20 protein-coding genes, 1 tRNA gene and 3 pseudogenes are annotated in these 22,495 nt (G+C 47.8%); 4 read left to right on the forward strand and 20 right to left on the reverse strand.

From position 1 onward, the window contains the following. The first annotated feature begins 202 nt into the window (after positions 1-202). A complete protein-coding gene (locus P9B68_RS09690) occupies positions 203-1,393 on the forward strand; it encodes an IS110 family RNA-guided transposase (protein ID WP_277668937.1) in 1,191 nt (396 codons plus the stop codon). Positions 1,394-1,606: 213 nt separating this feature from the next. Next, positions 1,607-2,534 (forward strand): annotated as a pseudogene (locus P9B68_RS09695) (IS6 family transposase). A 77-nt stretch (positions 2,535-2,611) separates the two neighbouring features. On the opposite strand, the gene pfkB reads toward P9B68_RS09695, so the two are convergent. The 13 genes and pseudogenes from pfkB to P9B68_RS09760 all read right to left on the reverse strand — a co-directional run bounded on the left by pfkB (position 2,612) and on the right by P9B68_RS09760 (position 16,452). Then, the gene (gene pfkB / locus P9B68_RS09700; protein WP_277668938.1) at positions 2,612-3,550 is read right to left on the reverse strand and encodes a 1-phosphofructokinase; all 939 of its coding nucleotides are present in this window, start codon (positions 3,548-3,550) and stop codon (positions 2,612-2,614) included. A gap of 23 nt (positions 3,551-3,573) precedes the next feature. Next, a complete protein-coding gene (locus P9B68_RS09705; protein ID WP_135661088.1) occupies positions 3,574-4,623 on the reverse strand; it encodes a galactitol-1-phosphate 5-dehydrogenase in 1,050 nt (349 codons plus the stop codon). Positions 4,624-4,647: 24 nt separating this feature from the next. Next, positions 4,648-5,496, reverse strand: coding sequence for a class II fructose-bisphosphate aldolase (locus P9B68_RS09710; RefSeq protein ID WP_277668939.1), 849 nt, complete (start codon positions 5,494-5,496; stop codon positions 4,648-4,650). Between the two features lie 3 nt (positions 5,497-5,499). Beyond that, positions 5,500-7,188 carry a phosphoenolpyruvate--protein phosphotransferase gene (ptsP, locus tag P9B68_RS09715; RefSeq protein ID WP_277668940.1) on the reverse strand — a complete coding sequence of 563 codons (1,689 nt, stop codon included), beginning with the start codon at positions 7,186-7,188 and terminating at the stop codon, positions 5,500-5,502. Between the two features lie 61 nt (positions 7,189-7,249). Then, the gene (locus P9B68_RS09720; RefSeq protein WP_135661094.1) at positions 7,250-7,510 is read right to left on the reverse strand and encodes an HPr family phosphocarrier protein; all 261 of its coding nucleotides are present in this window, start codon (positions 7,508-7,510) and stop codon (positions 7,250-7,252) included. 50 nt (positions 7,511-7,560) lie between these two features. Next, the gene (locus P9B68_RS09725; protein WP_135661096.1) at positions 7,561-8,931 is read right to left on the reverse strand and encodes a PTS galactitol transporter subunit IIC; all 1,371 of its coding nucleotides are present in this window, start codon (positions 8,929-8,931) and stop codon (positions 7,561-7,563) included. A gap of 53 nt (positions 8,932-8,984) precedes the next feature. Then, on the reverse strand, positions 8,985-9,266 hold the full coding sequence (gene gatB / locus P9B68_RS09730) for a PTS galactitol transporter subunit IIB (RefSeq protein ID WP_135661098.1): 282 nt from the start codon (positions 9,264-9,266) through the stop codon (positions 8,985-8,987). Continuing rightward, positions 9,263-9,733: a PTS sugar transporter subunit IIA gene (locus P9B68_RS09735; protein ID WP_277668941.1), complete on the reverse strand. Its 471-nt coding sequence runs from the start codon at positions 9,731-9,733 to the stop codon at positions 9,263-9,265. Before P9B68_RS09735 ends, gatB begins: the two co-directional genes overlap by 4 nt. A 21-nt stretch (positions 9,734-9,754) precedes the next feature. Further along, entirely contained in the window at positions 9,755-11,845 is a 2,091-nt protein-coding gene (locus tag P9B68_RS09740; RefSeq protein ID WP_277668942.1) for a BglG family transcription antiterminator, read from the reverse strand. A 504-nt stretch (positions 11,846-12,349) separates the two neighbouring features. Beyond that, positions 12,350-12,566 (reverse strand): annotated as a pseudogene (gene tnpA / locus P9B68_RS09745) (IS200/IS605 family transposase); the annotation flags it as partial. 536 nt (positions 12,567-13,102) lie between these two features. Beyond that, positions 13,103-14,878: an oleate hydratase gene (locus tag P9B68_RS09750; protein ID WP_135661103.1), complete on the reverse strand. Its 1,776-nt coding sequence runs from the start codon at positions 14,876-14,878 to the stop codon at positions 13,103-13,105. A gap of 123 nt (positions 14,879-15,001) precedes the next feature. Beyond that, a complete protein-coding gene (locus P9B68_RS09755) occupies positions 15,002-15,586 on the reverse strand; it encodes a TetR/AcrR family transcriptional regulator (RefSeq protein WP_135661105.1) in 585 nt (194 codons plus the stop codon). 89 nt (positions 15,587-15,675) lie between these two features. Next, complete coding sequence (locus P9B68_RS09760; protein ID WP_135661107.1) at positions 15,676-16,452, reverse strand: polysaccharide deacetylase family protein; 777 nt, start codon at positions 16,450-16,452, stop codon at positions 15,676-15,678. A gap of 137 nt (positions 16,453-16,589) precedes the next feature. On the opposite strand from P9B68_RS09760, the gene P9B68_RS09765 reads away from it, so the two are divergent. Then, the gene (locus P9B68_RS09765; RefSeq protein WP_135661109.1) at positions 16,590-17,174 is read left to right on the forward strand and encodes a thymidine kinase; all 585 of its coding nucleotides are present in this window, start codon (positions 16,590-16,592) and stop codon (positions 17,172-17,174) included. Between the two features lie 113 nt (positions 17,175-17,287). Here P9B68_RS09765 and P9B68_RS09770 read toward each other — a convergent pair. Continuing rightward, positions 17,288-18,206 (reverse strand): annotated as a pseudogene (locus P9B68_RS09770) (IS256 family transposase); the annotation flags it as partial. A gap of 99 nt (positions 18,207-18,305) precedes the next feature. Here P9B68_RS09770 and P9B68_RS11740 point away from each other — a divergent pair. After that, on the forward strand, positions 18,306-18,425 hold the full coding sequence (locus P9B68_RS11740) for an IS3 family transposase (protein ID WP_135660841.1): 120 nt from the start codon (positions 18,306-18,308) through the stop codon (positions 18,423-18,425). A 96-nt stretch (positions 18,426-18,521) separates the two neighbouring features. On the opposite strand, the gene P9B68_RS09775 is transcribed toward P9B68_RS11740, so the two are convergent. From P9B68_RS09775 to P9B68_RS09800, 6 genes are all read right to left on the reverse strand, one after another. After that, entirely contained in the window at positions 18,522-18,914 is a 393-nt protein-coding gene (locus P9B68_RS09775) for a pyridoxamine 5'-phosphate oxidase family protein (RefSeq protein ID WP_135660828.1), read from the reverse strand. 657 nt (positions 18,915-19,571) lie between these two features. After that, positions 19,572-19,787 carry a hypothetical protein gene (locus P9B68_RS09780; protein WP_135660826.1) on the reverse strand — a complete coding sequence of 72 codons (216 nt, stop codon included), beginning with the start codon at positions 19,785-19,787 and terminating at the stop codon, positions 19,572-19,574. A 399-nt stretch (positions 19,788-20,186) separates the two neighbouring features. Further along, positions 20,187-20,273, reverse strand: a tRNA-Leu gene (locus tag P9B68_RS09785). Between the two features lie 117 nt (positions 20,274-20,390). After that, on the reverse strand, positions 20,391-21,188 hold the full coding sequence (locus P9B68_RS09790) for an RnfABCDGE type electron transport complex subunit B (protein WP_277668943.1): 798 nt from the start codon (positions 21,186-21,188) through the stop codon (positions 20,391-20,393). Between the two features lie 12 nt (positions 21,189-21,200). Further along, positions 21,201-21,809, reverse strand: coding sequence for an electron transport complex protein RnfA (locus P9B68_RS09795; RefSeq protein WP_207669579.1), 609 nt, complete (start codon positions 21,807-21,809; stop codon positions 21,201-21,203). Then, positions 21,806-22,495, reverse strand: a complete 690-nt coding sequence (locus P9B68_RS09800; protein ID WP_135660821.1) for an RnfABCDGE type electron transport complex subunit E — start codon at positions 22,493-22,495, stop codon at positions 21,806-21,808. Before P9B68_RS09800 ends, P9B68_RS09795 begins: the two co-directional genes overlap by 4 nt.

Below are 22,495 nucleotides of genomic sequence, written 5' to 3' on the forward strand. Positions count from 1 at the left end.
CAGTCTGGGAAAGAATGGCGTCGTGTGCCTCCCTTGGGCCGTGGGCTCGTGATTGAAAGCCTGACGCCTCTTCCGGTAAGCAGGCCGCGAATAAGTTGGATGTCGCGGAGCAACGCTCCGGTCTCGTATCTCCCACAAGGCTGCGGCACTTAGCGGTAAAGAGGAAAACACTCGCCCAAATACAAAAACGAAGGACGCCGCCATGAATTATCTTGGAATAGATATAGGCAAAAACAACCATGTAGCCAGCATGATAGGCGAGGACGGGAAACCGGTGTTCCGCGCTTTTTCCTTTTCGAACGCCACGGAAGGCGCGGAGAGCCTGTTTGCAAAGCTGGAGGCCCACAACGTCCATAAGGACGAGCTTGAGATTGGTCTGGAAGCGACCGGTCATTACTGGCTGCCGGTATATTCATACCTTCATGACAAGGGCTGCAAAATCCATGTAATCAACCCCATCCAGATGGACGGATGGCGCAAGGGCGTAGAGATCAGGAAACGCAAAACCGACGTCATAGGCTCGATGCTGATCGCCGAGTTTGTGCGCTACGGCGATTTCATTGAGGCGCGGTTGCCGGAAGAGGCTATTTTTTCGCTCAAGAACCTGACGAGATTCCGTAGCTACCTGGTTGATTCCATCGGAGATCTTAAGCGCAAGATTATCTGCGTGCTTGATCAGGTATTTCCGGAATATCAAAGCGTTTTTGTCGATGTTTTCGGAAAAACCTCAAAGGAAATCCTGCTTCAGTTTGGCAGCCCTGCGGAATTGGAGGAGGTTTCCGCCGAAACACTCGCCGAGCTGCTGGCTGATCTGAGCCGCAGGAAGATTGGCTTTGAGAAAGCGGAGAAGCTCAGCCGCGCCGCCGCATCTTCCTTTGGCGTAACCTTCTGCCGCGACAGTTTTGCCTTCCAGCTCCGTATGCTGATTGAACAAATCAAGTACATAGAGTCGCAGGTGAAGGACACCGAGGCTGAAATCTGCGCAATTATGGACAAGCTGAGTTCGCCGATAACCACCGTTCCCGGCATCGGGAAAAAGCTTGGTGCGGTCATTTTTGGGGAAATCGGTGATATCGGCAAGTTTGACTACGCTTCGAAGCTTGTTGTTTTTGCAGGAATCGATTCCGCCGTTAACCAATCCGGCGAATTTGAGGCATCAAACAACCATGTGAGCAAGCGCGGTTCTCCGTATTTGAGGCGGGCGCTTTATCAGGCTGCGTTGGTCGCCGCAGTCGGCAAAAGCCCGGACCCCGTTCTATCCGCTTTTTACCGCAAAAAGCTTACGGAAGGCGAGCATCACGAAACCAGCGTCGTAGCGGTGGCACGCAAGCTCTGTTATATCATCTATTCAGTTCTTAAGGAAGACCGGCCTTTCGAAATCAGAAATTCGTAAAAATCGTATCCGTTTTTCGGCCTGCTCCGTCAGGCTTTTTTGTGTTGCCCTTTTTTCTTTTAACTCCTTAGTAAAAAATCAAGATTTTTTTACTGAGGGGTTGACTTTTTATAGTTGGTCGTATTGTTAAGTTAAATGAAAATTGAGGCATCGAGCCTTTCAATAGTATAATGTTTCTGCTAAAAAAACACAGTACTGAAAGGACAATGCCTCATGCAGAAAATTATAACCGTAAAATGCTCGAAATGCAACAATAATCACTACTTTCATAAGTTTGGCAAAGACAAATTTGGTAACCAAAAGTATCGTTGCCTTGTTTGCCAAACACCAGTTTGCACCTGATTTTAAGCCTAAAACAAGAATAAAAAATATCCTCCTTGCCCCATGTGCGGGAAAATCATCCTTTTTACATCATGATTATCATGATTACTCGAACTTTCCCTGTTCTGATAAAAAGTGCAATCACTCGTTTTTTGCACCCAAGCTGACAGCTTCTTTTCTGCCCTCTGTTTCTTCCTTGCTTGGTAAAACAAACCTTAAGCGCATGCGCCATTCTCCATTTTTAATCATTACTGTTTTGCATCAGTTCTTTATCGGCAAAAGCTCTACAAGGAATATCTCGCCCATGCTTTTCTCAGCTTTATAACATTAAGCTTTCTCATGTTACTGTTGCTAATTGGTGCAAGAAGCATTACATTTGGTTTATTATTGACAGCGAGACTCGTTTTGTGCTGGGGTTTCATCTGTCACCGTATCGTTCCTCGCCTCAGGCTCATTCCTTATTCAGCCATGTTGCACGCATGGGCAACCCCACATCCATTGTCAGTAACCGTTACAATGCCTACAAGGTTCCTGCCGAATGCTATTTCCCAAACGCTAAGCATATCCGTGTAGAGAGCTTTAAGGATGATATTTCAAACAATCTCATTGAGTCCTTCAACAACCGCTTTAAGGCCTGGTACAAAACTAAGCGTGGGTTTCATTTCATTTGAATCTGCCAATGCCTACCATTGCCGTTTTTATATTCTTCTTTAATTTCATTCGTCCGCACCAAGGTCTTGGTGGCTTAACTCCCGCTCAAGTCGCTGGAGCTAATTACAATCCCAATGTCAAAAACTTGTTTTCTTTAGCTTCTTCATGAAATTTTGTGCTTTTTTGCAGGATACTTTACCTATCTTTTCATTTTTACTTAATAGTGCCCACGGGAAAGCTTCCCCGCTAGATATCGTCCAGGCGCCGGATATTGACAAGGGGACGCAGCTGCTGCAGATCTGCGGGTCGGAGGCGGCCCGTCGTTTTTGTGGGGGCGTTGGCGGCGGCCGCCGCAACGCCGATACGGAGGGTATCCTCAAAAGAATATCCGCGCGCAAGGCCGACGGCGAATCCGGCAACCATACTGTCGCCGCAGCCCACGGTGTTCACCACATCAACACATGGCGAATCACACAGGAAAATTCCTTCCTCGCACGCCGCCAAAGAGCCCTTTTCGCCCAGCGAAATGATAACGTTCGCAATCCCCCTACGATTAAGCACGAAAGCCGCGCGCTGCAGGCTTTCGAGTGAAACATCGGGAAGGTCGCAAAGTTGCCGGATTTCATCCGCATTTGGCTTGATCAGGGTCGGGCGAAACACCAGGCTCTGTTTTAGCGGTTCGCCGCTGGTATCGAGAATTACTTTTTTCCCCTGTTCTTTGGCAAGTGAGATGAGCGTTCCGTAGTACTCGGCGGAAACTCCCTGCGGAAGGCTTCCTGAAAGCACCGTCACGCTGCAAAGGGGCAGGTACTTTTTATAGCGCTCCAGAAATGCCTGCTGTTCGGCCCCGGAAACTTTTGCGCCAGGTTCCAGAAACTCCGTGTGCTTTCCCGTCGCAAGGTCAACCACATTGATGCAGGACCGTGTTTCGCCTTCAATTTTTACAAAGTCGGATGCAATTCCATCCTTTTCGAGCAACGATTGAATGTATTCTCCGGAAAAGCCGCCGAGAAAACCGGTCGCCAGCACTTTTTCGCCGAAAGCGGCGGCTACGCGGGAAACGTTCAGCCCTTTTCCACCCGCTGTAGGAATGGCCTGCCGAACGCGCATTACGGAATTCAGTTTTACCTCGTCGACCATATACATCTTGTCGACCGAGGCGTTTAACGTAACTGTCAGAATCATGTTTTACTCCTGATAATACGGGTTCAGTCTTCGTTGATCAGCATGATCTTCCCTTTGACTTCGCCTGGAATTTTAAAAAGCTTGAACGCCTGTGCGGCTTCGCTCATCGGGAAACGCTTGTAGATCAGCTTCGGGTCGTATTTCAGTTTGCCATTGCTGAAGCATTCTGCCGCTATGATCCATTCATCCCCTGGGAACGGCGCGCTGTAGCTCATCCAGGAACCGGTCAGACGGAATTCCTTGCGGTTCATCAGCTCGAATTTGCGCCAAGGGAATAAAATGTCTATGCTGGATGTGCCAATAAAGCAAACACTCGCTTTGTTGGAGGCAATATCGAACGCGATGTTCATGGTGGCGTTCTGCCCGGCCGTTTCAAAGACAAACGGGAAGCCCTTGCCGCCGGTCATTTCCCTGATCTGTTCCATAAAATCTTGATCATTAGTATTAATCACCACATCTGCCCCGAGGTTTTTCGCAAGCGCGAGCCTTGAATCGCTGATATCGAAAACGACAGCCCTGCGCGCACCAAAAATTTTTGCCCATTGCATGGTGAACAATCCAACCGTACCGCCGCCCAGAATTGCGACGTCTTTCCCACCGTGGAACCCGGCGCATTTTACGCCGTGCAGTCCGACTGTGGCGGGTTCAAAAAACGCGCCTTCCTCAAAAGGAACGGAGGCGTCAAATTTGACGACATTCCTTGCAGGCACCTTCACAAAGTCCGCGAAGCTGCCGAACAGGCTTGAACCGATAAATTTATAGTGCTTGCATAGGGAAAAATTCCCTTTTTGGCAATCGTCACATTTCATGCATGGAACCAGCGGGGCGGCAGTAACATGTTCGCCGACTTTGATATTTTCCACACCTTTTCCAACTTCTGAAACAATACCGGAAAATTCATGTCCCAGCACGATGGGGTAATAGTGCGCCGCACACGCGTTTACACGCGGAATATCGGAACCACAGATTCCCGTTGCCTTCACATGGATAATCACTTCGCCTTCCCCGGCTTTCGGGGTTTCAATCTTTTCATAACGAAGATCTTCCTGATTATGTAAAACAGCCGCTTTCATGATTGCAGTATCTCCTTTGCTTTCTTAAACTTTTCCATCGCAGCCACAGATCTTCATGCGTTCCATGACCTGCTTCTTGACGGCCTCACGCGCCTTTGCTCCGTATTTTTTAGGGTCAAACACGGCGGGGTTCTGGTGCAGATACTCTTTTACGGCATCGCTGAACGCAATGCGCAGCTCCGTCGCAAAATTCACCTTGCAGATGCCGCAACTCACGCAGTTTCGTATATCTTTGTCCGTCAGGCCGGAGGCGCCGTGCAGCACCATCGGAACGGCGAGGACTTTACGCAGTTCGGCAATCAGCTCTACATTCAGAACTGGCTTCGTTTGGTAAATCCCGTGCGCCGTACCGACCCCGACGGCCAGGGAGGAAACGCCGGTTTCCGCAACAAAGCGTACGGCTTGCTCCGGATCGGTATAGTTGACACCGGAGTCTTCGGTATCGTCTTCCTTTCCGCCAACCTTACCGAGTTCGCCTTCCACAGGGACCCCACAGGGGGCGCAGGCAGAAACGACGTATTTTGTAATCGCGATATTTTTCTCAAGAACCTCTTGGGAACCGTCGATCATAATGGACGTGTAACCAGCACGCAGTGCCTGAACGGCAAGTTCATAGCTGTTGCCGTGATCAAGGTGAATGGCGACAGGGACAGAGGCATTCTTCGCAGCCGCGCTTACGTTTGCGTAATAAAGGTCGACACCGGCGTACTTTATCGTACCGGGGGTTGTCTGAATCATGACCGGCGCGCGAAGCTCTTCAGCGGCGGCAATAATCGCCTGTACCATTTCCATATTTTCCGCATTGAACGCACCGACAGCATAGCCGCCTTTCTGTGCGTCAAGGAGCATTTGTTTCGATGTTGTTAGTGGCATAAATCATTTCCTTTCTTTTAAAAGCCTGCGAACCTCTTTCGGGAAAACACACCGGCAAACGCGCTCGGAAAACGACTGCGCCTCGTCGCGGCGGCTGGCGCGGATGAGATAGCGGATTTCGGGAATCCGCGAAGGCGACATGCTGAATTCGTCCAGTCCAAAGCCCAGCAGCAAGGGAACGGCATCCGCATTTCCTGCGAATTCCCCGCACATGCCAACCGGAATGCCGTGACGATGCCCCGCCTCTATGACGCTTCGGATGCTTCGGATGACAGCGGGGTGAAAGGAATCATACAGCTGTGCCGTTTTCTTATTCCCGCGGTCTACTGCAAGCATGTACTGTGTAAGGTCGTTTGTGCCGATGCTGAAAAAATCGGCATAATGAGCCAGATCGTCAGCGCAGAGCACGGCGGCGGGCGTTTCCACCATAATTCCGGTTTTGATGTCTGGATCAAAGGCAATGCCACGGCGGGTAAGTTCCGCTTTACATTCCGAGAGAACGGCGTTTGCTTCCTCCAACTCGCCAACCGAAATAATCATCGGATACATAATGCTGATTTTTCCAAACGCGCTGGCACGCAGGATGGCAAGAAGCTGTGTTCGAAAAATATCTCTTTGCTCCAGTAAGATACGGATGGCCCGCCAGCCGAGAAAGGGGTTTTCTTCTGTTTCCATCTGGAAATAAGGTAGGGCTTTATCCCCACCGATGTCGAGGGTGCGGATAATCACTTCGCCCCCGCACAGTTCGGCGGCGCATTTGTACGCAACGAACTGTTCTTCTTCCGTGGGGAGATGGTCGCTTTCCATATAGAGAAATTCGCTGCGTAGCAGGCCGATGCCCTCGGCGCCTTCGGCCGTTGCTTTCTTTATATCCTCGAGATTCCCCGCGTTTGCGTATAGGCGGACCCTGAAGCCGTCTGCCGTTTCCGGGGGAAGGTCGTTTGTTTGCTTCAGCATTTCAAGACGCTGCCGGTACTCTTTTTCCCGGCGGGAATACTTCCGAATTGTTTCCTCATCGGGGGAAATGACAATCCGTCCGTCCAGCGCGTCGACGATCACGTCGTCGCCCGCTTTTACCTCATCCATTGCGCTGCCGACGCCTACCAGCGCGGGCAGATTCATGCCGCGCGCCATAATCGCCACATGGCTGTTTTCACCGCCGGTTCGTGTAACAAAACCGGTCACGGATTGCAGGTCCATATTTGCTGTATCGGACGGGGTAAGCTGATCGGCAAAAAGAACCGTTTTCCCGCGAATCCCCGCGAGACTATCTTCTTCCAAACCTTTAAGAGCCAGCATGATTCTCCGGCAGACATCTTTGATGTCGACAGCGCGCTCCCGAAAGAAGTCGTCGTCAATGCTTTGAAATGTTTCCTGTATTTCCGCCGACGTTTCTTCCAGCGCAAGTTCGGCATTTTTATGTTCTTCAATAATTTTTTTGACTATGCTGTCCTGAAGGGCCGGATCTTCCACAAGATCCAGATGAACTTGAAAAATTTCAGAGTTCTCTGCGAGAACGCTGATTTCCTTTTTAACTTTCTCTTCCGCACGTCGGTAGCGATCAAGCTCGGCGCCAGTCTGATCGCACCCGATCAGACCGGCGGAGGCTTTTAGGCTTACTGGTTTATAGAAGAAGGCTTTTCCGGTTGCAATTCCTGCGGAAGCAGTTTTCGAAATTTGGATAATTTCCATTTTTATTTCTCACTCTCCTGAACAAGGCGGAATTCCGGCTGATGCGCGAAACCGCAGCCATTCACTCTTTCAGGCTTTTCAAAAATTCGACAATTTCCGGCAGAGCCGTTTTTTCATCTTCTCCGGAAACCTGCAGTTCAACGGTAGTTCCCTGTTTAATTGCCATACTCAGAAGATTAATAATGCTCGCGCAATCCGCTTTGCCGGTGTCTGTAATTAGGAACACCTTGCTTTTGAATTTTTTCAGGAATTTGCAGAACTGGGAGGCCGGCCTGGCGTGCAGGCCGGTTGGATTGCTAATTGTTACTTTTTGTGAAACCATACAGGACTTCTCTCCTTAAACCGTAAATGCTGAGATATAACCTCTCTTTTTTAATTCTGCGAATCCGCTTCTTTCTTCGCGTTCATTTTCTTGCGGTACTGAACATATGTAAAAGCGATGCAGAAAATATACAGGGCTCCGATCGCGATCAGACCGGGAACGTTCGTGGTGTGGAAAGCTTGGGTTAAGATGTAGGTTATCGGGCAGCCGCCTTGGTCCAGAGCGACAATTTCAGAGCTCTTGTTCAGCAGATTGGAATTTGCCGCTTTGGCAAGGGCAGTCGTGAGCGGGATGACCTGATTGGCGATCCAGATGGTAATAAACATGATAATCGAGCCGGAAATCAAGGTGCGGAACAGATTTCCCTTATGGATTCCGACCGCAATGGCAATGAAGAACCCGATGGTTGCAAGGTCTCCAAACGGAAGGATTCGGTTGCCCGGAACGATCATAGCGATTAGAATAGTGAGAGGGACAAACAGCAACCCTGCGGAAACAACCTGTGAGTCACCCAGCAGGATGGCCGGGTCAAGCCCAATGTAGAATTTTGCTCCGTGAAAGCGTTTTGCCATCTTTTCTTTTGCAACTTCAGAAATCGGCATTAAGCCTTCCATAATGCACTTAACCATCTTGGGCATCAGAACCATGACGGCGGCCATCTGCACGCCGAGCTGCAAAGCACCCTTCACGTCATAGCCGGCTAAAGCGCCGATCAGGCAGCCGAGTACCGTGCCGATAATCATGGGCTCGCCGATAACGCCGAATTTCTTCTGAATGATGTCGGACGTAATGTTGATTTTGTTTATGCCGGGTATCCTGTCAAGCGCCCACTCCACCGGTACGGCAAACGGCGCCATGAACGCGGAGTCACCGTGCGGAATACAAACGCCTTCGAGTTCAAAATAATCTTCGATGACGGGAGCAAACCAGTCGCCGAATTTAAACGCGAGAAAACCGTGAATGCATACGGCCAGGATGCCGAGCATATAGTTTCCGGTGGCAAGGTGAACAAGGGCGCCGGTAAATGCAAAGTGCCAGATATTCCAGATGTCAACGTTGACAACATGGGTCATCTTCAGCAGCAACATGACAACGTTCAGCAGAATTGCAACCGGAATGGCGGCAATCGCTATGCTGGAAGCCCAGGTCAGCGGGGACATCCCCGGCCAACCGATATCAATTACCTGAAGGGACATTCCAAACCGTGTGGACATTGCCTGCGCCGCAGGGCCGAGGTTGTCGTTCATAAGGGTTACGATGAGTCCAATTCCGACGAATCCAACACCAAGGATAATACCGGAACGAATCGCTTTCCCAAATTTTACGCCGAAAATCAGACCAATAATGGTAATAACGATCGGCAGCATGGCGGAAGCTCCAAGAGCTACAAACCACTTGACCGCATCAAAGATAAATTCCATAATGTTCTCTCCTTCCGATTTTGTTGGCCTCGCTCAGGAGGCCGGCCAGTTGGTTAACCTTTCAAGACATCAAGGATTTTCTGCTTGAGTTCCTCTTCTCCGACTCCTGAAATGAAAGGCATCCCGCTGATGACGGGTACGCCCAGATCCTGCTTCAGACGCGAGGTCGGCACAATAAGGGAGACCCCGTCCAAATGAGACCGTATTTCAGAAATCCTGCATTGAATAATCTCAATGTCAATACCGTTCTCCTTGCAAAGATCCACAACCTTGTTTGCCGCAACCGTAGAGGTTGCCACAGCACCTCCGCAGGCCACAATCACTTTCTTTTTCATGTTTTTTCCTCCTTCCCTTTGATGATGTGAATAACTTCCTCCGGCGATTCTGCAGATATCAGCTCGCGGAGAATGCTATTGTCCTGTAAAATTTTCAGCAATGCCTGTACCTGATTCAGATGCGCCTCGGTATCCCTGATGGCCATTGCGACGACTAGGGAAACGTTTACGATTTCTCCTTCGTCACCGCCCATTACCTCAAAGGAGACGGGCTTTTTCAGAACGGCGATCGCCATGGCGGATTTGAGCACGTGTGAAGCGTCCGTATGGGGAATCGCCACTCCAATTTCGCCCATATCAAGGCCGGTGGGGTATTCTCTTTCCCGGTCCTTCAGCGCTTGTATATAAGTATCGCGGCAGTAGCCTTCCCGAATCAAAAGACTTCCGAGGGTTTGGAAGATTTCCTCCCGGCTTTCCGCCTCAGAATTAGTAACTATCAGCTTCTTTTTCAATGTTTTCCAAATCAAATAATTCAACTTCTTTCGTTGTTACTGTGCAATGCGGGATTCGTAGATCCGTATAATTTCCGCCGCCACATCCGGAGTTGCCGCCACGTGAAGCTTTGCCTTGAACTCGTCCATTCGGAGCAGGTTCACAAGATTGAAAAAAGCCTTCAAATGGCTGTCAGAATCCACGGCGCTTAGGCAGCAGACAAACTCAACGGGGTCAAATTCCTCGTTGCCAAACGGAACAGGGTGCTTCAGCCGCAAAAGGCTCATTCCCATTTTTTGACTGCCGTTACCAAGCCCAGCATGCGGAACGGCAAAACCCGGCGAAAGGACAAAATACGAACCGTTCTCTCTCATATTCTGAAAGATCGCTTCAATGTACTGCGGCAGGATATATCCCTGCTTTAGCAAAATGTCCGCCGATTGCCGGATTGCTTCGTCGCTGCAACAGCACTCGACGTCAAGCCGGATCTTATCCGGAGAGAGAAGCTGGCAAAGCATTGCTGTCCCATGCTCCGTACGTTCTCCAAAGTATTCGGCGGCCGCTTTTCGGACCCGCAGGATAATCGCTTCGGTAGCGTCCTCCTGTGGAATCAGTTCCGAAAGTATGGGTTGAAGCTTTTTCATCAGCCCCTCCGAAGTAAGTCGCTTCTCGGGAAGGTCGGTTGTCCTTGCGGGATGCTTGGAATCTAAATATCTGCAGATTTTCAGGTAATCCCCGTCATCCAGGAAGGGACTGACCTGAATATAATCAATGCCGCAGTTTTTAACGGGCACCGTGGAGATGATAAAGTCAATACCGGCATCCTTCAATGTATCTGCATTGTGGGCTGCCACTACCGCGGCAATGTCAAAACTGAAACGCTTCTGCAAGCGTTCGACCAGCAGTTCGGAGGTTCCAACACCTCCTCCGCAGGCTACGGCAATTCTCGCCCTTTTCCGGCTTCCCCGTTTTCTTTCTATGGCTGCGCAGATATGCATTGCCAAGTATGAAATTTCATTTTCGCTGATGGTATGGCGGATATAATCCTCCAGTATCACAGCTTCTTTTTTTGTGACCCTCATCACATCCGAATAATTCTGGGCAATCAATTCTGTTACAGAGCTCTGAGGCAATGAGGCAAACCGGTTCCGCAGGGTCGCCTGAAGATGATTTTCCAGGTTTTTATAAAAGGTAAAATCGGACGTCAGGTCGATACCGAGGTTTTCCGAAATGTTCCGGATAAATTTGGTGGCAATCACCTGAATTTCCACAGAACTTTCATGAGCGCCTCCCCTGCGAGCCGGGGAAAGTTCCCTAAGAATTTCACTCAGAAACTGGATTTCCGATTTCCGAAGCGGTAGATGAAAATAATCGGTCGTATAAGCGAGAAGATTCTTTGCTAGCGGATAGTTGGCGTCCTTAAGATCTTCTCTCTCCTCAGCAAAGTTTCCGGTACTCATCCTGCCGATGGATACGATTAAACAGTAAACAAGAGTGGCAAAGGCGGTATCAGTAAAGCGCAGACCGTTTTTTCTCTCTTCGGTTTTGATGATCTGCTCAATGGTTTGTTTGTCGCTCTCGTTCCTGTCAATTAGCGACAGAATCATATTATAAAAAGGACCATACTGTTTACTGGAGAGACCGAGCTTAGCAAGGGCGATATCAATAATACAGTGTCTCCGCGCCCGTTCTGAACCAAGCAGGCGGATTCCTTTGTTTGGGCGGGATTCCACCTCCAAATTCCGGGAACGAAGCAGCTGCTTTACAGAATCAAGATCGTTTATCAATGTTGTCCTGCTGACAAACAGCTCTTCGGCAACGCTGGTTAAGGTTACAAAGTTGTCCGAAAGGAGGAGAATCAGAGAAAAGGCAATTTTCCGCTCCTCTTTGGAGAGCTTATAGGCGTAGAAATCATTCCGCTTAATCAGATTCAGAATGGGCTTTTTCTCGCCATAATAGACGATGGCTCCGTTTGAACTGATATTAAAGGGAGGTAACCGGTTGTCACAGAGAATTCCGTTTATTGTTTTAAGATCGTTCCGTATTGTGCGCTCGGAAACATGGTATTTCTGAGCGAAAAAGGGAATTCCTCCATCACCGCCTTTGCTGATAATATCGTTCATGATATCGCTGACTCGTTTGTTCATGGTTGATCACCCTTACACCTTAAGTATATATGGTAATATAGACTAAAAAAAGTCTAAGTATCTTCAATTTTTTTGGAAACAAAATGTACTATTCGTCTTAGTTTCCTATATTCCATTCACCGAAGGTTTATTTCCAACCTTGCCTTCCGAAGTTTCACAAATATCATAGTTGCCTTTTCCTCTTAAAAATATCCCATGAGGCAGGAAAAGTTATATTGAAGCGAAACCGACAGGAAAAGATGTACTAATGGTTTTTTCTGCCACAGAGGAACTCTTCCGCTTGTCCGAGACTTACCACCCGTCATTATATCAGGAAGGCCTGCTCTTTATTGAAAGCGCTGAATTCACCCGCAAAAGCACCAGTCAGAACCCCCGGCAAGCCGGGGGCTTGTGTAAGCCCTAGAAGGGCATAATACCGGCTAGCCTCTTAAGAGGCGCCTGAAAGGTCTGACCAACGTATCGACTTTCTCAGGCCGCCCCTCAAAGGGCTATTTTTTATGCCTACTTTGGCGGTATGTTTACAAGCATATGAATATGATCTGACAAGTTTCTGCCTGAATAATTTCTACTCCTTTTTCATCACATAACTTCCTCAATATCCACCCAATATCTTTTTTTATTCACCATACATCGCCATCCTTCTGAACTTTGGTGCGAATACGATATGATATTGACATCTCCATGTTGTATGCTCTAAACTTTTAATGTTTTTCTCTTTCATGAGAAGACCTCCCTGCTATTTTTGATGTGGTTGGCCAAACCTTCATCTTATTTTAGCAGGGTGTTTGTTCGGCTAAAGCCATCTACGATTCCACCGGCTAAGCCAGTAGTTTATTTCGGTTTGACAATAAAAAACGGAGAACAGTTTGTCCCGTTCTCCGTTTTTCTTACTCCGCATCTTTTCTGGAATTCTCTTTTTCAAGAAAGCATCTGGGTTCACCGACTCACTTCGTCATCACTTCATCGACCTGATTCTTATTGTATCCGTGCAGAAAAGCTCTGCCAAATGTGATACTCTCCAGTTTCTCAGGATCATAATTCATCCTATCCGCTCCTCCTAAACTTTACTGAACCGAAATCATTCCTGCCTTATGAGTATTCAGCAAACGTACTTCCCGAACTTATTTCCGAACAGACATTAAAGGTTTTCGTATTCCAAATTTAGGGCTCCGGATCGAAAACGCCAAACGATCCGGCAAGTTGCTGTAACCCTGCCGGATCGTTTGATTTTTGAGGAGATGATAAGGAATGGTGTAATTAGATTACGCCGTATTTTTTCAGCAGCTTTTCAATATCGGTTCCAGCGATCGTCTTCCCGATCTCTTTTATCTTCATGCGTTCCGCCATACCCATGTTCATATCGGTCAGCTTTTTGCCGTCACGAAGCTGAACGGTTGCATTCAGCAGATCCCGCACGTCATAGGTGCTGCCCCATACCTCCGGCACGCCGCGGTCAATATTCAGCAGTGTGTAAACGGCTTCCATACCGGTGCGGATGGAGTATTCCGTGGTAAAGATCGTGTCGCGCACGGTTTCGGCAAACTGGCCCAGGAATGCAAAGTTCACGCTGCCTTCCGGAACCACCGCCGGCCGGTCGCCCTTCCTTCTGGGCATGAAGAAGGCTGTAACATAAGGCATCATCACCGGTACTGTGTTCGCGCTGTGCTCCGCCATGTCCTCAATCTCGTTTTCCGGCACGCCGATGTGGTAAAGCCATTCCATGCAGATTTCCTTACCGGTGCAATCGCGCATCGGTTTTTTAATATAGTTGCCGGGTTTATCGCTGAACAGGGCGTAAATCCAGCCTACAAGCTGATCCTTCGGCTGGCTGTGGAACTGCGGCTGGCGGTTGAAGGTCCAGCTCATGAGCCAATTAGAGTCTTTCACGGTAACGATGCCGCCCGTAACCACCCTTCCGGAGAACGGGTCTCGTTTGCAGATTTTCTGCACATACGGCGGTATACGGCCATCAAGTGTCGTCACGGTAGCGGACATCCAATTGCTCTGCTCGGGGTTAGAGCAGAATTTGTCCGGGTTCCCGAACGACGAATCCTGTGCCGCAATCTTTCGCCACATATCCCATCCGCCGCCCTCGCGGATTTCCCAGTCGAAAGAAGCGGGTTCATTCTGACTGCCGATGGAGGAATTTTCAACGCAGCCTCCGTTTGTGATGAAAACCAGGTCGTTCTCGGTTAAATCAATCGCGTCCTCCGCTCCTTCACGGATCACGTCAATGCGTTTGGCAATTTTCCTCTCCTTTTGGATATCAAAAATCACGTTAAGTACCTTAACTTTATAGTGGAACTGGACATCATGCGCTTCCAAGTATTTGATCATCGGCAGAATCATGGACTCATACTGGTTATATTTTGTGAAGCGCAGCGCTCGAAAATCGGGCAGGCCTCCAACGTGGTGGATGAAGCGCTTTAGGTAAAGCTTCATTTCGAGCGCGCTGTGCCAGTTTTCAAAGGCAAACATTGTGCGCCAGTACAACCAGAAGTTTGAATTCAGAACCTCGTTGTCAAACACTTCTTCAATCCGCTTATCATAGAGCTGTTCGTCCGGTGTGAAGAATAAGTGCATGATTTCCATGGCACCCTTGTCGGAAAGGCCGAATTTGCCGTCCGTATGGGCGTCTTCGCCGCGATTCACCGTGGCGCGCATCAAAGAATAGTTGGGATCATGTTTGTTGAGCCAATAATATTCATCAAGCACGCTGACGCCTTCGGTTTCAATCGAAGGAATCGACCGGAACAAGTCCCACATACATTCAAAATGGTTATCCATTTCACGTCCGCCGCGCATAACGTAACCGACGTTGTCGTATTTATAGCCATCGCATGCACCCCCGGGGATGGGGTCTTTTTCCAGAATATGTACCCGCTTGCCATTCATTTGGCCGTCGCGTACAAGGAAACAGGCCGCCGCCAGCGCTGCAAGACCGGAGCCGATAATATATGCCGATTTGCGATCGACGCCTTCCGGTTTTTCCGGCCGCGCGAATGCTTCGTAATTTCCGCTGGAATAATACATACACAGGACTTCCTTTCTGAATTTGATTGTGCCTTTATTATATTTCAACCTGTTGAAAAGACTCAATAAACAGAAATGCCGCTATGATCAAATTTTGATCATAGCGGGCAAATTGTATGAAATTTAGTCATTTGGGTCGATTTGTTTAATTTTGTCGCTCCGGAACCGATCCAAGGCCAAGGTGATATTGCCGCGGATCAGTAAATCCAACCTTTCAACAATCTGCCGTGGGTTTTCCCTCATATCCTTTTTAATCCAGTCGAGCAGCAGTCCGACAAACCCGTATTTATAGAAATCAGCAATAAATTTCTTATCCTCCTCGCTGACTTTCATTCCGACCGCCTTTTCCTCTACCACACCGATAATCAGATCGTAAGTGAGCTTGTAAAGGTATAGCTCCACCTGCTCGCGGCTGACTGAGCGGTACACATTGATGATAAACGGCCTGTTTTCGATCACCGCTTCAAAAATCTGCAGAAAGCCCTGCTGCCAGGTATCATAAGTCTTTTTGTCGCCGAGCGCTTTTTCGGCGTCCTCCAGACAGCACCATTCCACCAAATCATGAATATCCTTAAAGTGGTAATAGAAGGTCATGCGGCTAATCCCGCAATCCTCAGCAATATCGGCAATCGTAATTTTATCCAGCGATTTTTTCCGAAGCATCCTTTTCAAGGATTCTTCAAGCGCACGTTTTGTTATGTATGACATGGCAAATCCTCTGCTTTCAAACACTATCCTTCCGGACGCATTTTAAAACCATCCAACCGGGAGGTCGTTTTTATTATAATCCAGTCTGTTTATCGCGCGGCATTTCCGTCCGGTATCTGCATTCCGGAATTGTCGATTGTGTAATGGTTTTTATAAATCAATTGCGACACCGGGACAATCTGATACCCTTGTTCCTGCAGCGCTTCAATCACAGCCGGCAAAGCCGTCGGCGTATTTTTCGCCCCATTATGGAATAAAACGATGGAACCGGGCTTAGCCTGCGACGTAATGCGTCTTACGATGGCGCTCGGCGCTGGATTTTTCCAGTCAAGGCTGTCGACATCCCACTGTATGCAATACATATTCTTTGCTTTTACCGTCTCCATTAAGGCGTTATCATAGTCCCCGTACGGGGGGCGGAACAGAATTGGGCTTACGCCGGATGCTTTTTTTATTTTATCATTACAATTGCCGATCTGCGCCGCCATTTCGTCCCGGGAAAGCTTCGGCATATGCGGATGGGTATCTGAATGATTGCAGACTTCATGGCCGGCCGCGGTAAGCGCTTTTACGGATTCGGGATATTTTTCAGCCCACGCGCCGACGACGAAAAAGGTTGTTTTTACCTTGTACCTCTGCAATATGTCTATTAAGGTCTGCGTTAGATCATTTCCCCAAGCCGCGTCGAAAGAGAGAGCGATTTTCTTTTCATCCGTCTTCACGCAATAAATCGGAATCATACGCTGATTCGACGACGCCGTCAGCGCCGCTATACCTTGAAAGGCAAGAAAGACTGTCAGAACACCGCAAAGCAGGCAACAGAGAACCGTCAGCATCCGCTTACGCGTCAAAATCAGAATTTTCATCATTTGGCCCCCTTCGGTTTATATATATGCAGCGATTTGAAGTTAGAACCGAGAAGGCTTTGTATTTTCGAACGGGCTAAACCATGCTATACTATTATAATCTATTATTATAAGATTTTGAAATTGGGGGAATCATATTGCCAAAGCTCTATTTTAAATACGGCGCTATGGCCAGCAGCAAAACTGCGCAGGCATTGATGGTAAAATTCAATTATGAGGAAAAAAGATACCATGTTGGGCTGATGAAGCCTTCCATCGATAATCGGGACGGCACAACGGTCGTTAAATCACGAATCGGTTTACAGGACGAAGGAATATTAATCGAGAAGGACATGAATATTTATGACTGGTATTTGAAAAACAGATATGATGTTTTGATTATAGACGAAGCTCAGTTTTTATCCGCCAAACAAATTGATCAGCTAAAGGATATTGCGATAGAATTTGTACCCGTCCTGTGTTTCGGGTTAAAAACCGATTTTCAAACCCATATGTTTGAGGGAAGCAAACGGTTGTTTGAAATCGCGGATTCCTTAACGGAAATCAAATCGGTTTGCACCTGTGGCAAAAAAGCGGAAGTGAACGCCCGGATATGCAACGGCAAAATTGTCCGGGAAGGCGAACAGGTTCTGCTGGGAGGGAACGAAAGCTACATCGGATTATGTTACGAATGCTGGAAAAAGGACCGGATCGGAATCACGCAAGCTCCGGAACAAAAATAAACAAACCCGCAGTCATTCTGGACTATCCCCCAGAAAACAGATAGTGAAAAAAGAGACCTCCTGTTGTAGAATGGAAAGTACAACAGGAGGTAATTTTATGCCCAGAAAATATACTTAGCGGCCTCCTTGAGCTTCATTGCTTTAAGATCTTCTACAACAGATTTAGCTTTTTCTCTGGCTGCCGTTTTGCTTTCCTGAGCGTGAATCGCTTTCAGCATTTTGGCAACCAGCTTCATTTTTGAACGTGGGACAACGGAAAAGATATTGCGGTAGAAATGAACGGTACAGCGCTGATATTCAGCCTCCGGGAACACTTCGGCAACCGATTCCAGCATACCAAGACATTTGTCTCCGACAATGAGTTTTACGCCGTCCAAGCCACGCCCTTTGAGCCATTTGAAGAACTCTGTCCAGCTGGATTTATCTTCTTTCATACCTTCCCTGGCACCGATGACTTCACGGTATCCATCTTCATTTACGGCGATTGCGATAAGGATGGAGACATTCTCATATTCGCTGCCCCAGTTGCGTTTCAGATAGATTTCATCTAACATAGACGTATGGATATTTGCCGCCCTTCAGGGGACGGTTTCGCCATTCTTCAATATGTACGTAGGCTTTTTTATTCAGTTCACTGATGGTGCCTGGTGACACCTTCGTCCCCCAAAGGGCTTCGGTAATATCCTCTACCCGCCGCACAGAGACACCGGCCAGATACATTTCTATCAGCGCTTCTTCTACGCTGCTTTCTCTTCGGCGATACCGTTCGATAATCGCTGTTTCAAATGGCACCCCTTTGAGCTTTGGTACTTTAAGGCTTACATCTCCGAAAGTTGTTTGAAGATTTCGGGTGTAGTGACCGGAACGATAACCCTGTCGGTTCTCTGTACGCTCATACTTGGCAGCATTCGTTAATTCCGCTGCCTCCTTGTCTTGCAAGCCGTTCAGGGTTTCTTCCACACTATTCCTGACCAAATCTTTCAGTTCCTGCTTAATGATTTCTTCGTTTAACTGTATAATTTTCTCGGACATGTTTACAGTCTCCTTTTGGTGTATTGGTGTGGTAACTTTATTCTACCAAATGACTGTAAATCTGTCCTCCTTTTTATCCTTTTTTAATTTGCGAAACTTATTGTACCTTATCCTGAAGTTGAACAGGCAGTAGCTGAATATGTGCAATTTTACAATTATGAGCGTATTAACATGAAAAACGGCCTCACTCCGTCCGAAATACGGAGCAAGACCGCCTAAATCTGAGCTATTCTGCGACAGGGATTTTATTTCTTTGTCTGTTCAATCGGGAACAGTCCATCAGTACCGGGGGAGTAACTATTTGTTTTATGTCAGTTAGAATTTTTCAATGATTGGTTCTTCAGTAAAAGATGAAATAGTCGATGTAGCGTCTTTTAAGTACCAGACTTCTGTATTGCCATCTCCCGCCTTGTACATTCCTTGAAGTGACGGATACGCGTCTAACATACTCTTTTGAGCCTCAGTTCGCGGGTCTTCTACCACAGTAGCGGATACCCGAATCCACTTTCTGTCCATAAATGCGCATATTTCAACCTTTGGGTTGATATGCATTTGCTTTGATACGTCTTTTACTTTGCCGGTTTGAATATAGAGTTTTCCATCAAAAAGATGTATCGTGCCGAAAGGACGTACTCTTGGCTGATCACCATCCATGGTTGCCAGATAGTAAGTACCGCTTTTCTTTAAGAATTCGTACGTTTTATCCATGAGAACTTCCTCCTAATAAATAATTTATTTATACGGTTTATGTACCGCACAATCGGCGTTTGTATCCGAATTGGCTAAACTGCCTCGAACTGGAAGTTCAGCCCATTTGAGCTTAGTTGTAATTTATAATTGTACTCTGATGTTTTTTGGATTTTATATGTTGCCTTAACATGAGGAAAGTTGCCACCCACAAAATCACACACGAACCAATAAATACATAGCGTAGCTCGTAAATAAAGAAATCCGGCTGGTCATTCGGGAAACTTTTCATCGGGTAGCCTGCCTTATAAGACATCAAGGCATAAAGGATACAAGTAGAAAGCGTCAGCCCAATTAACACGCCTAGATAACGCAGCGACCCGAGACTTCGGCAGGTTAATCAGGAAGATGACTTGTCAACTGAAATAATTTAAATAACACCACCCACAATCGGCCCGACCAACGTTCCCAGACCACTGCCGAGAAAACGCCGCTGAGCGCTTTTGTTCGATTCTCGGCAGGATAAGTCTCACTAATAATGCCAAGATTGCAACTCGGATAGGTTGCACAGCATGGATCCAACGGTAAAGATGACCGTTTCTGCCTGAAAAATTCTCGTTTTCCGATGATATCAGATATTTTTCCAAAAATAAGTGCAAACGTACACATACTTATCATTTAGGCAGTGCATGTCCAGTCAATCAGGCTGGTCGGCACGTTCAGGGCTTTTGCCAATTTCGGCAGGGCGACATTAAAAATGCTGCTGTCTACCGTCATCATAAAAGTCATAATCAATCCAGAAATCAAGATCATCCTTAATCTTGTGCTGCTCATCGTAATATTCTCTGTATTTTCCAGTTCCTTAATTTCTGCATATTTTGTTTTACTGTTCATATTGTATCCCAAGCTTTCAATTTTTGCAATTTAATACTAAATTTGTATTTTTTTCACACTATTTAACACCAAAATAAAAAAAGCAGCAGAGTTTGAGAATGAAGTTGAGCAATTTCTATTTTCAAAAAAACTCCAGTATTTCTCGGCCTGTAAAGCTATTTGCGATGGAGGCCAGCTCGGTTCAACGGGAACATTGTCGATTGGAACTCGCTCCGGGGTCAGCATACACAGATGGGCATTTCCAATGAAATATTTGCAAAGGGTTTCGGAAGCGGATCGCCAAGGGAAACAGCGAAAGCCGCCCATGATTTCGGCCGGTCTGCCAATTCATGAATTTGTGACAAAAATATACGCCAACCCTGACGGAAGCTTTTCCGTAGAAGTTGGCGTACATATTGATGGTGCCGGTGGTGGGACTCGAACCCACACACCCTTGCGGATAACAGATTTTGAGTCTGTCTCGTCTGCCAATTCCGACACACCGGCGTGAACAACGAACAATATTATATAATAAATCGACGGAAAAATCAATACATACTTTTAATTTAATGGAAAACAAGCGGAGCACCCCGAAGGGGAGGCTCCGTCTGCTTTATATACTTATCAATCTGCATTAAAGAGGGTAATGCAATGCCTTGGGCAAGCGCCCACACATTCGCCGCATCCCGTGCATTTTTGCGGGTCAACTTCCGCAATGGAATTTTTTACATGGATAGCGTCATGCGGACATGTTTTTTCACACTTCTTACAACCGATGCAACCGATTTTACAAACTTTGTTCGTCTGGGCGCCTTTGTCACAGTTCTTGCAGCGGACAACCGCCTGCTTTTTGGCGGGAATAAAGGAAATCAGATGCCTCGGGCAGGTTTTTATGCACATGGAACAGGCCTTGCAGCGTGTTGGATCGATTCTGGCCACGCCATTGCAGACGCTGATGGCATTATATTGACAGGCCCTTACACAGTCTCCAAAACCTAAACATCCGAATTGGCAGCTTGCGGGGCCGCCGGCAACACTTAACGCACCTGCACAGGTTTCAATTCCTTCGTATTCAACCCTGTTACTGGTATTATCGTAACTGCCAAGGCAATGAACGGTTGCGACTTTTTCCTCCATCTCGTCGGATTCGCAGCCAAGGTATTCCGAAATGCTTTTTGCAACAGCGGTTCCACCGACCGGACACAACCCCGGCTTCACTTCTCCGGCCGCCAACGCCTGCGCGTAGCCGTCGCAACCAGAAAAACCGCAGGCGCCGCAGTTTGCGCCGGGAAGCAAATCGCGGATGGCTTCCGCTTTTTCATCTTTAGGAACAGCCATCACAATGGAGGCAAACGCCAGAATCAGCCCGCATAGCAGCCCGATCCCCCCAACGATCAAAATTGGAATCAGTATTTCATTCATTTACAGCATCTCCTAACCCAGCATCTTGTCGACAAGTCCCTGAAAGCCAAGGAACGATACGGCTGTCAGCGAAGCGGCGACCAGTGTAATCGGCAGGCCCTGTAGGCATTTGGGAATGTCGTTATTCTCGATTCTCTCGCGGATACCCGCAAAAAGCACCATGGCGACCAAAAAGCCGATGCCGGAACCGAATGCGTTCACTAGTGACTGCACAAATCCAAAGCTGGGGTCGGCCTGTCCTTTTTCAATTACCAGCATGGTTACACCGAGAACCGCACAGTTGGTGGTGATCAGGGGCAGGTAAATGCCAAGCGCGTTGTAAAGGGAGGGGACATATTTTTTCAAAACGGTTTCAATGAACTGGACGAGTGCGGCAATAATCAGAATAAACACTATGGTTTTCAGGTAAGCAAGGTTTAACGGAACCAAAACATAGGTATAGATCGGCCAGGTAACCGCGGTGGAAATTACCATGACAACGGTTACGGCGACGCTCATGCCGGTGGCGGTATCCAGTTTTTTGGAAACGCCAAGGAAGGGGCAGATGCCAAGGAATTTATTAAGAATATAGTTTTCCGTTAAAATAGCGGCCAGAAAGATAGCAAGTAGGCTTTTTATCATTTCTTAGCACCCTCCTTTTCTTTTTCTGCCAGTTTGGAGCAGCTTTCGCAAAGCGGGCAGCTTTGGCAGCCGAGTTCCGCCGGCGCTTCCCCCTTGCCGGCAGCAAGTTTGTTTGCAAGGGCAATCAGCATGCCGAAAACGAAGAATCCGCCCGGAGGGAGCAGGAAGATAATAATCGGGGAAATGAAGCCCCTTGTAATCGGAAATCCGAAGACGGTTCCCGCGCCGAGGAGTTCCCGGATAATACCCATAACCAGCAGGGTCGCGGTAAATCCTACGCCCATGCCAAGAGCGTCGAGAATGGACGGGAGCACATTGTTTTTATTCGCAAACATTTCCGCCCTGCCAAGAATAATGCAGTTTACAACAATCAGGGGGAGAAAAATGCCGAGCGCTGCTTTCAGGCTGGGCGAATAGGCTTCCACCAGCATCTGAACAATGGTAACGAATCCGGCGATCAGCGTGATGTAACAGGGAATGCGCACCTTGTCGGGAATTACCTTGCGAAGCAGGGAAATAACCGTGTTTGAGCAAACCAGCACAAAAGTCGTTGCAAGGCCCATGCCGATCGCGTTGCTTGCGGAGGTGCTCAGCGCAAGCGTTGCGCAGGTACCAAGGACAAGGCGCAGCACCGGGTTTTCTTTAATGATGCCTTTGCTGAATTCCTGCCACGGAGTTTTCGCCAT

Source organism: Caproiciproducens galactitolivorans (assembly GCF_029266045.1).
In the GTDB taxonomy this organism is placed as follows: domain Bacteria; phylum Bacillota; class Clostridia; order Oscillospirales; family Acutalibacteraceae; genus Caproiciproducens; species Caproiciproducens galactitolivorans.

Bases quoted from the DNA above. Each gene is read 5' to 3' on its own strand.
- pfkB (WP_277668938.1), bottom strand. From the start codon at position 3,550: ATGATTCTGACAGTTACGTTAAACGCCTCGGTCGACAAGATGTATATG.
- ptsP (WP_277668940.1), bottom strand. From the start codon at position 7,188: ATGGAAATTATCCAAATTTCGAAAACTGCTTCCGCAGGAATTGCAACC.
- P9B68_RS09775 (WP_135660828.1), bottom strand. From the start codon at position 18,914: ATGGATAAAACGTACGAATTCTTAAAGAAAAGCGGTACTTACTATCTG.
- P9B68_RS09750 (WP_135661103.1), bottom strand. From the start codon at position 14,878: ATGTATTATTCCAGCGGAAATTACGAAGCATTCGCGCGGCCGGAAAAA.
- P9B68_RS09690 (WP_277668937.1), top strand. From the start codon at position 203: ATGAATTATCTTGGAATAGATATAGGCAAAAACAACCATGTAGCCAGC.
- P9B68_RS09795 (WP_207669579.1), bottom strand. From the start codon at position 21,809: ATGATAAAAAGCCTACTTGCTATCTTTCTGGCCGCTATTTTAACGGAA.
- P9B68_RS09725 (WP_135661096.1), bottom strand. From the start codon at position 8,931: ATGGAATTTATCTTTGATGCGGTCAAGTGGTTTGTAGCTCTTGGAGCT.
- P9B68_RS09800 (WP_135660821.1), bottom strand. From the start codon at position 22,495: ATGGCGAAAACTCCGTGGCAGGAATTCAGCAAAGGCATCATTAAAGAA.
- P9B68_RS09760 (WP_135661107.1), bottom strand. From the start codon at position 16,452: ATGAAAATTCTGATTTTGACGCGTAAGCGGATGCTGACGGTTCTCTGT.
- P9B68_RS09780 (WP_135660826.1), bottom strand. From the start codon at position 19,787: ATGAACAGTAAAACAAAATATGCAGAAATTAAGGAACTGGAAAATACA.
- gatB (WP_135661098.1), bottom strand. From the start codon at position 9,266: ATGAAAAAGAAAGTGATTGTGGCCTGCGGAGGTGCTGTGGCAACCTCT.
- P9B68_RS09740 (WP_277668942.1), bottom strand. From the start codon at position 11,845: ATGAACAAACGAGTCAGCGATATCATGAACGATATTATCAGCAAAGGC.
- P9B68_RS09710 (WP_277668939.1), bottom strand. From the start codon at position 5,496: ATGCCACTAACAACATCGAAACAAATGCTCCTTGACGCACAGAAAGGC.
- P9B68_RS09755 (WP_135661105.1), bottom strand. From the start codon at position 15,586: ATGTCATACATAACAAAACGTGCGCTTGAAGAATCCTTGAAAAGGATG.
- P9B68_RS09720 (WP_135661094.1), bottom strand. From the start codon at position 7,510: ATGGTTTCACAAAAAGTAACAATTAGCAATCCAACCGGCCTGCACGCC.
- P9B68_RS09705 (WP_135661088.1), bottom strand. From the start codon at position 4,623: ATGAAAGCGGCTGTTTTACATAATCAGGAAGATCTTCGTTATGAAAAG.
- P9B68_RS09790 (WP_277668943.1), bottom strand. From the start codon at position 21,188: ATGAATGAAATACTGATTCCAATTTTGATCGTTGGGGGGATCGGGCTG.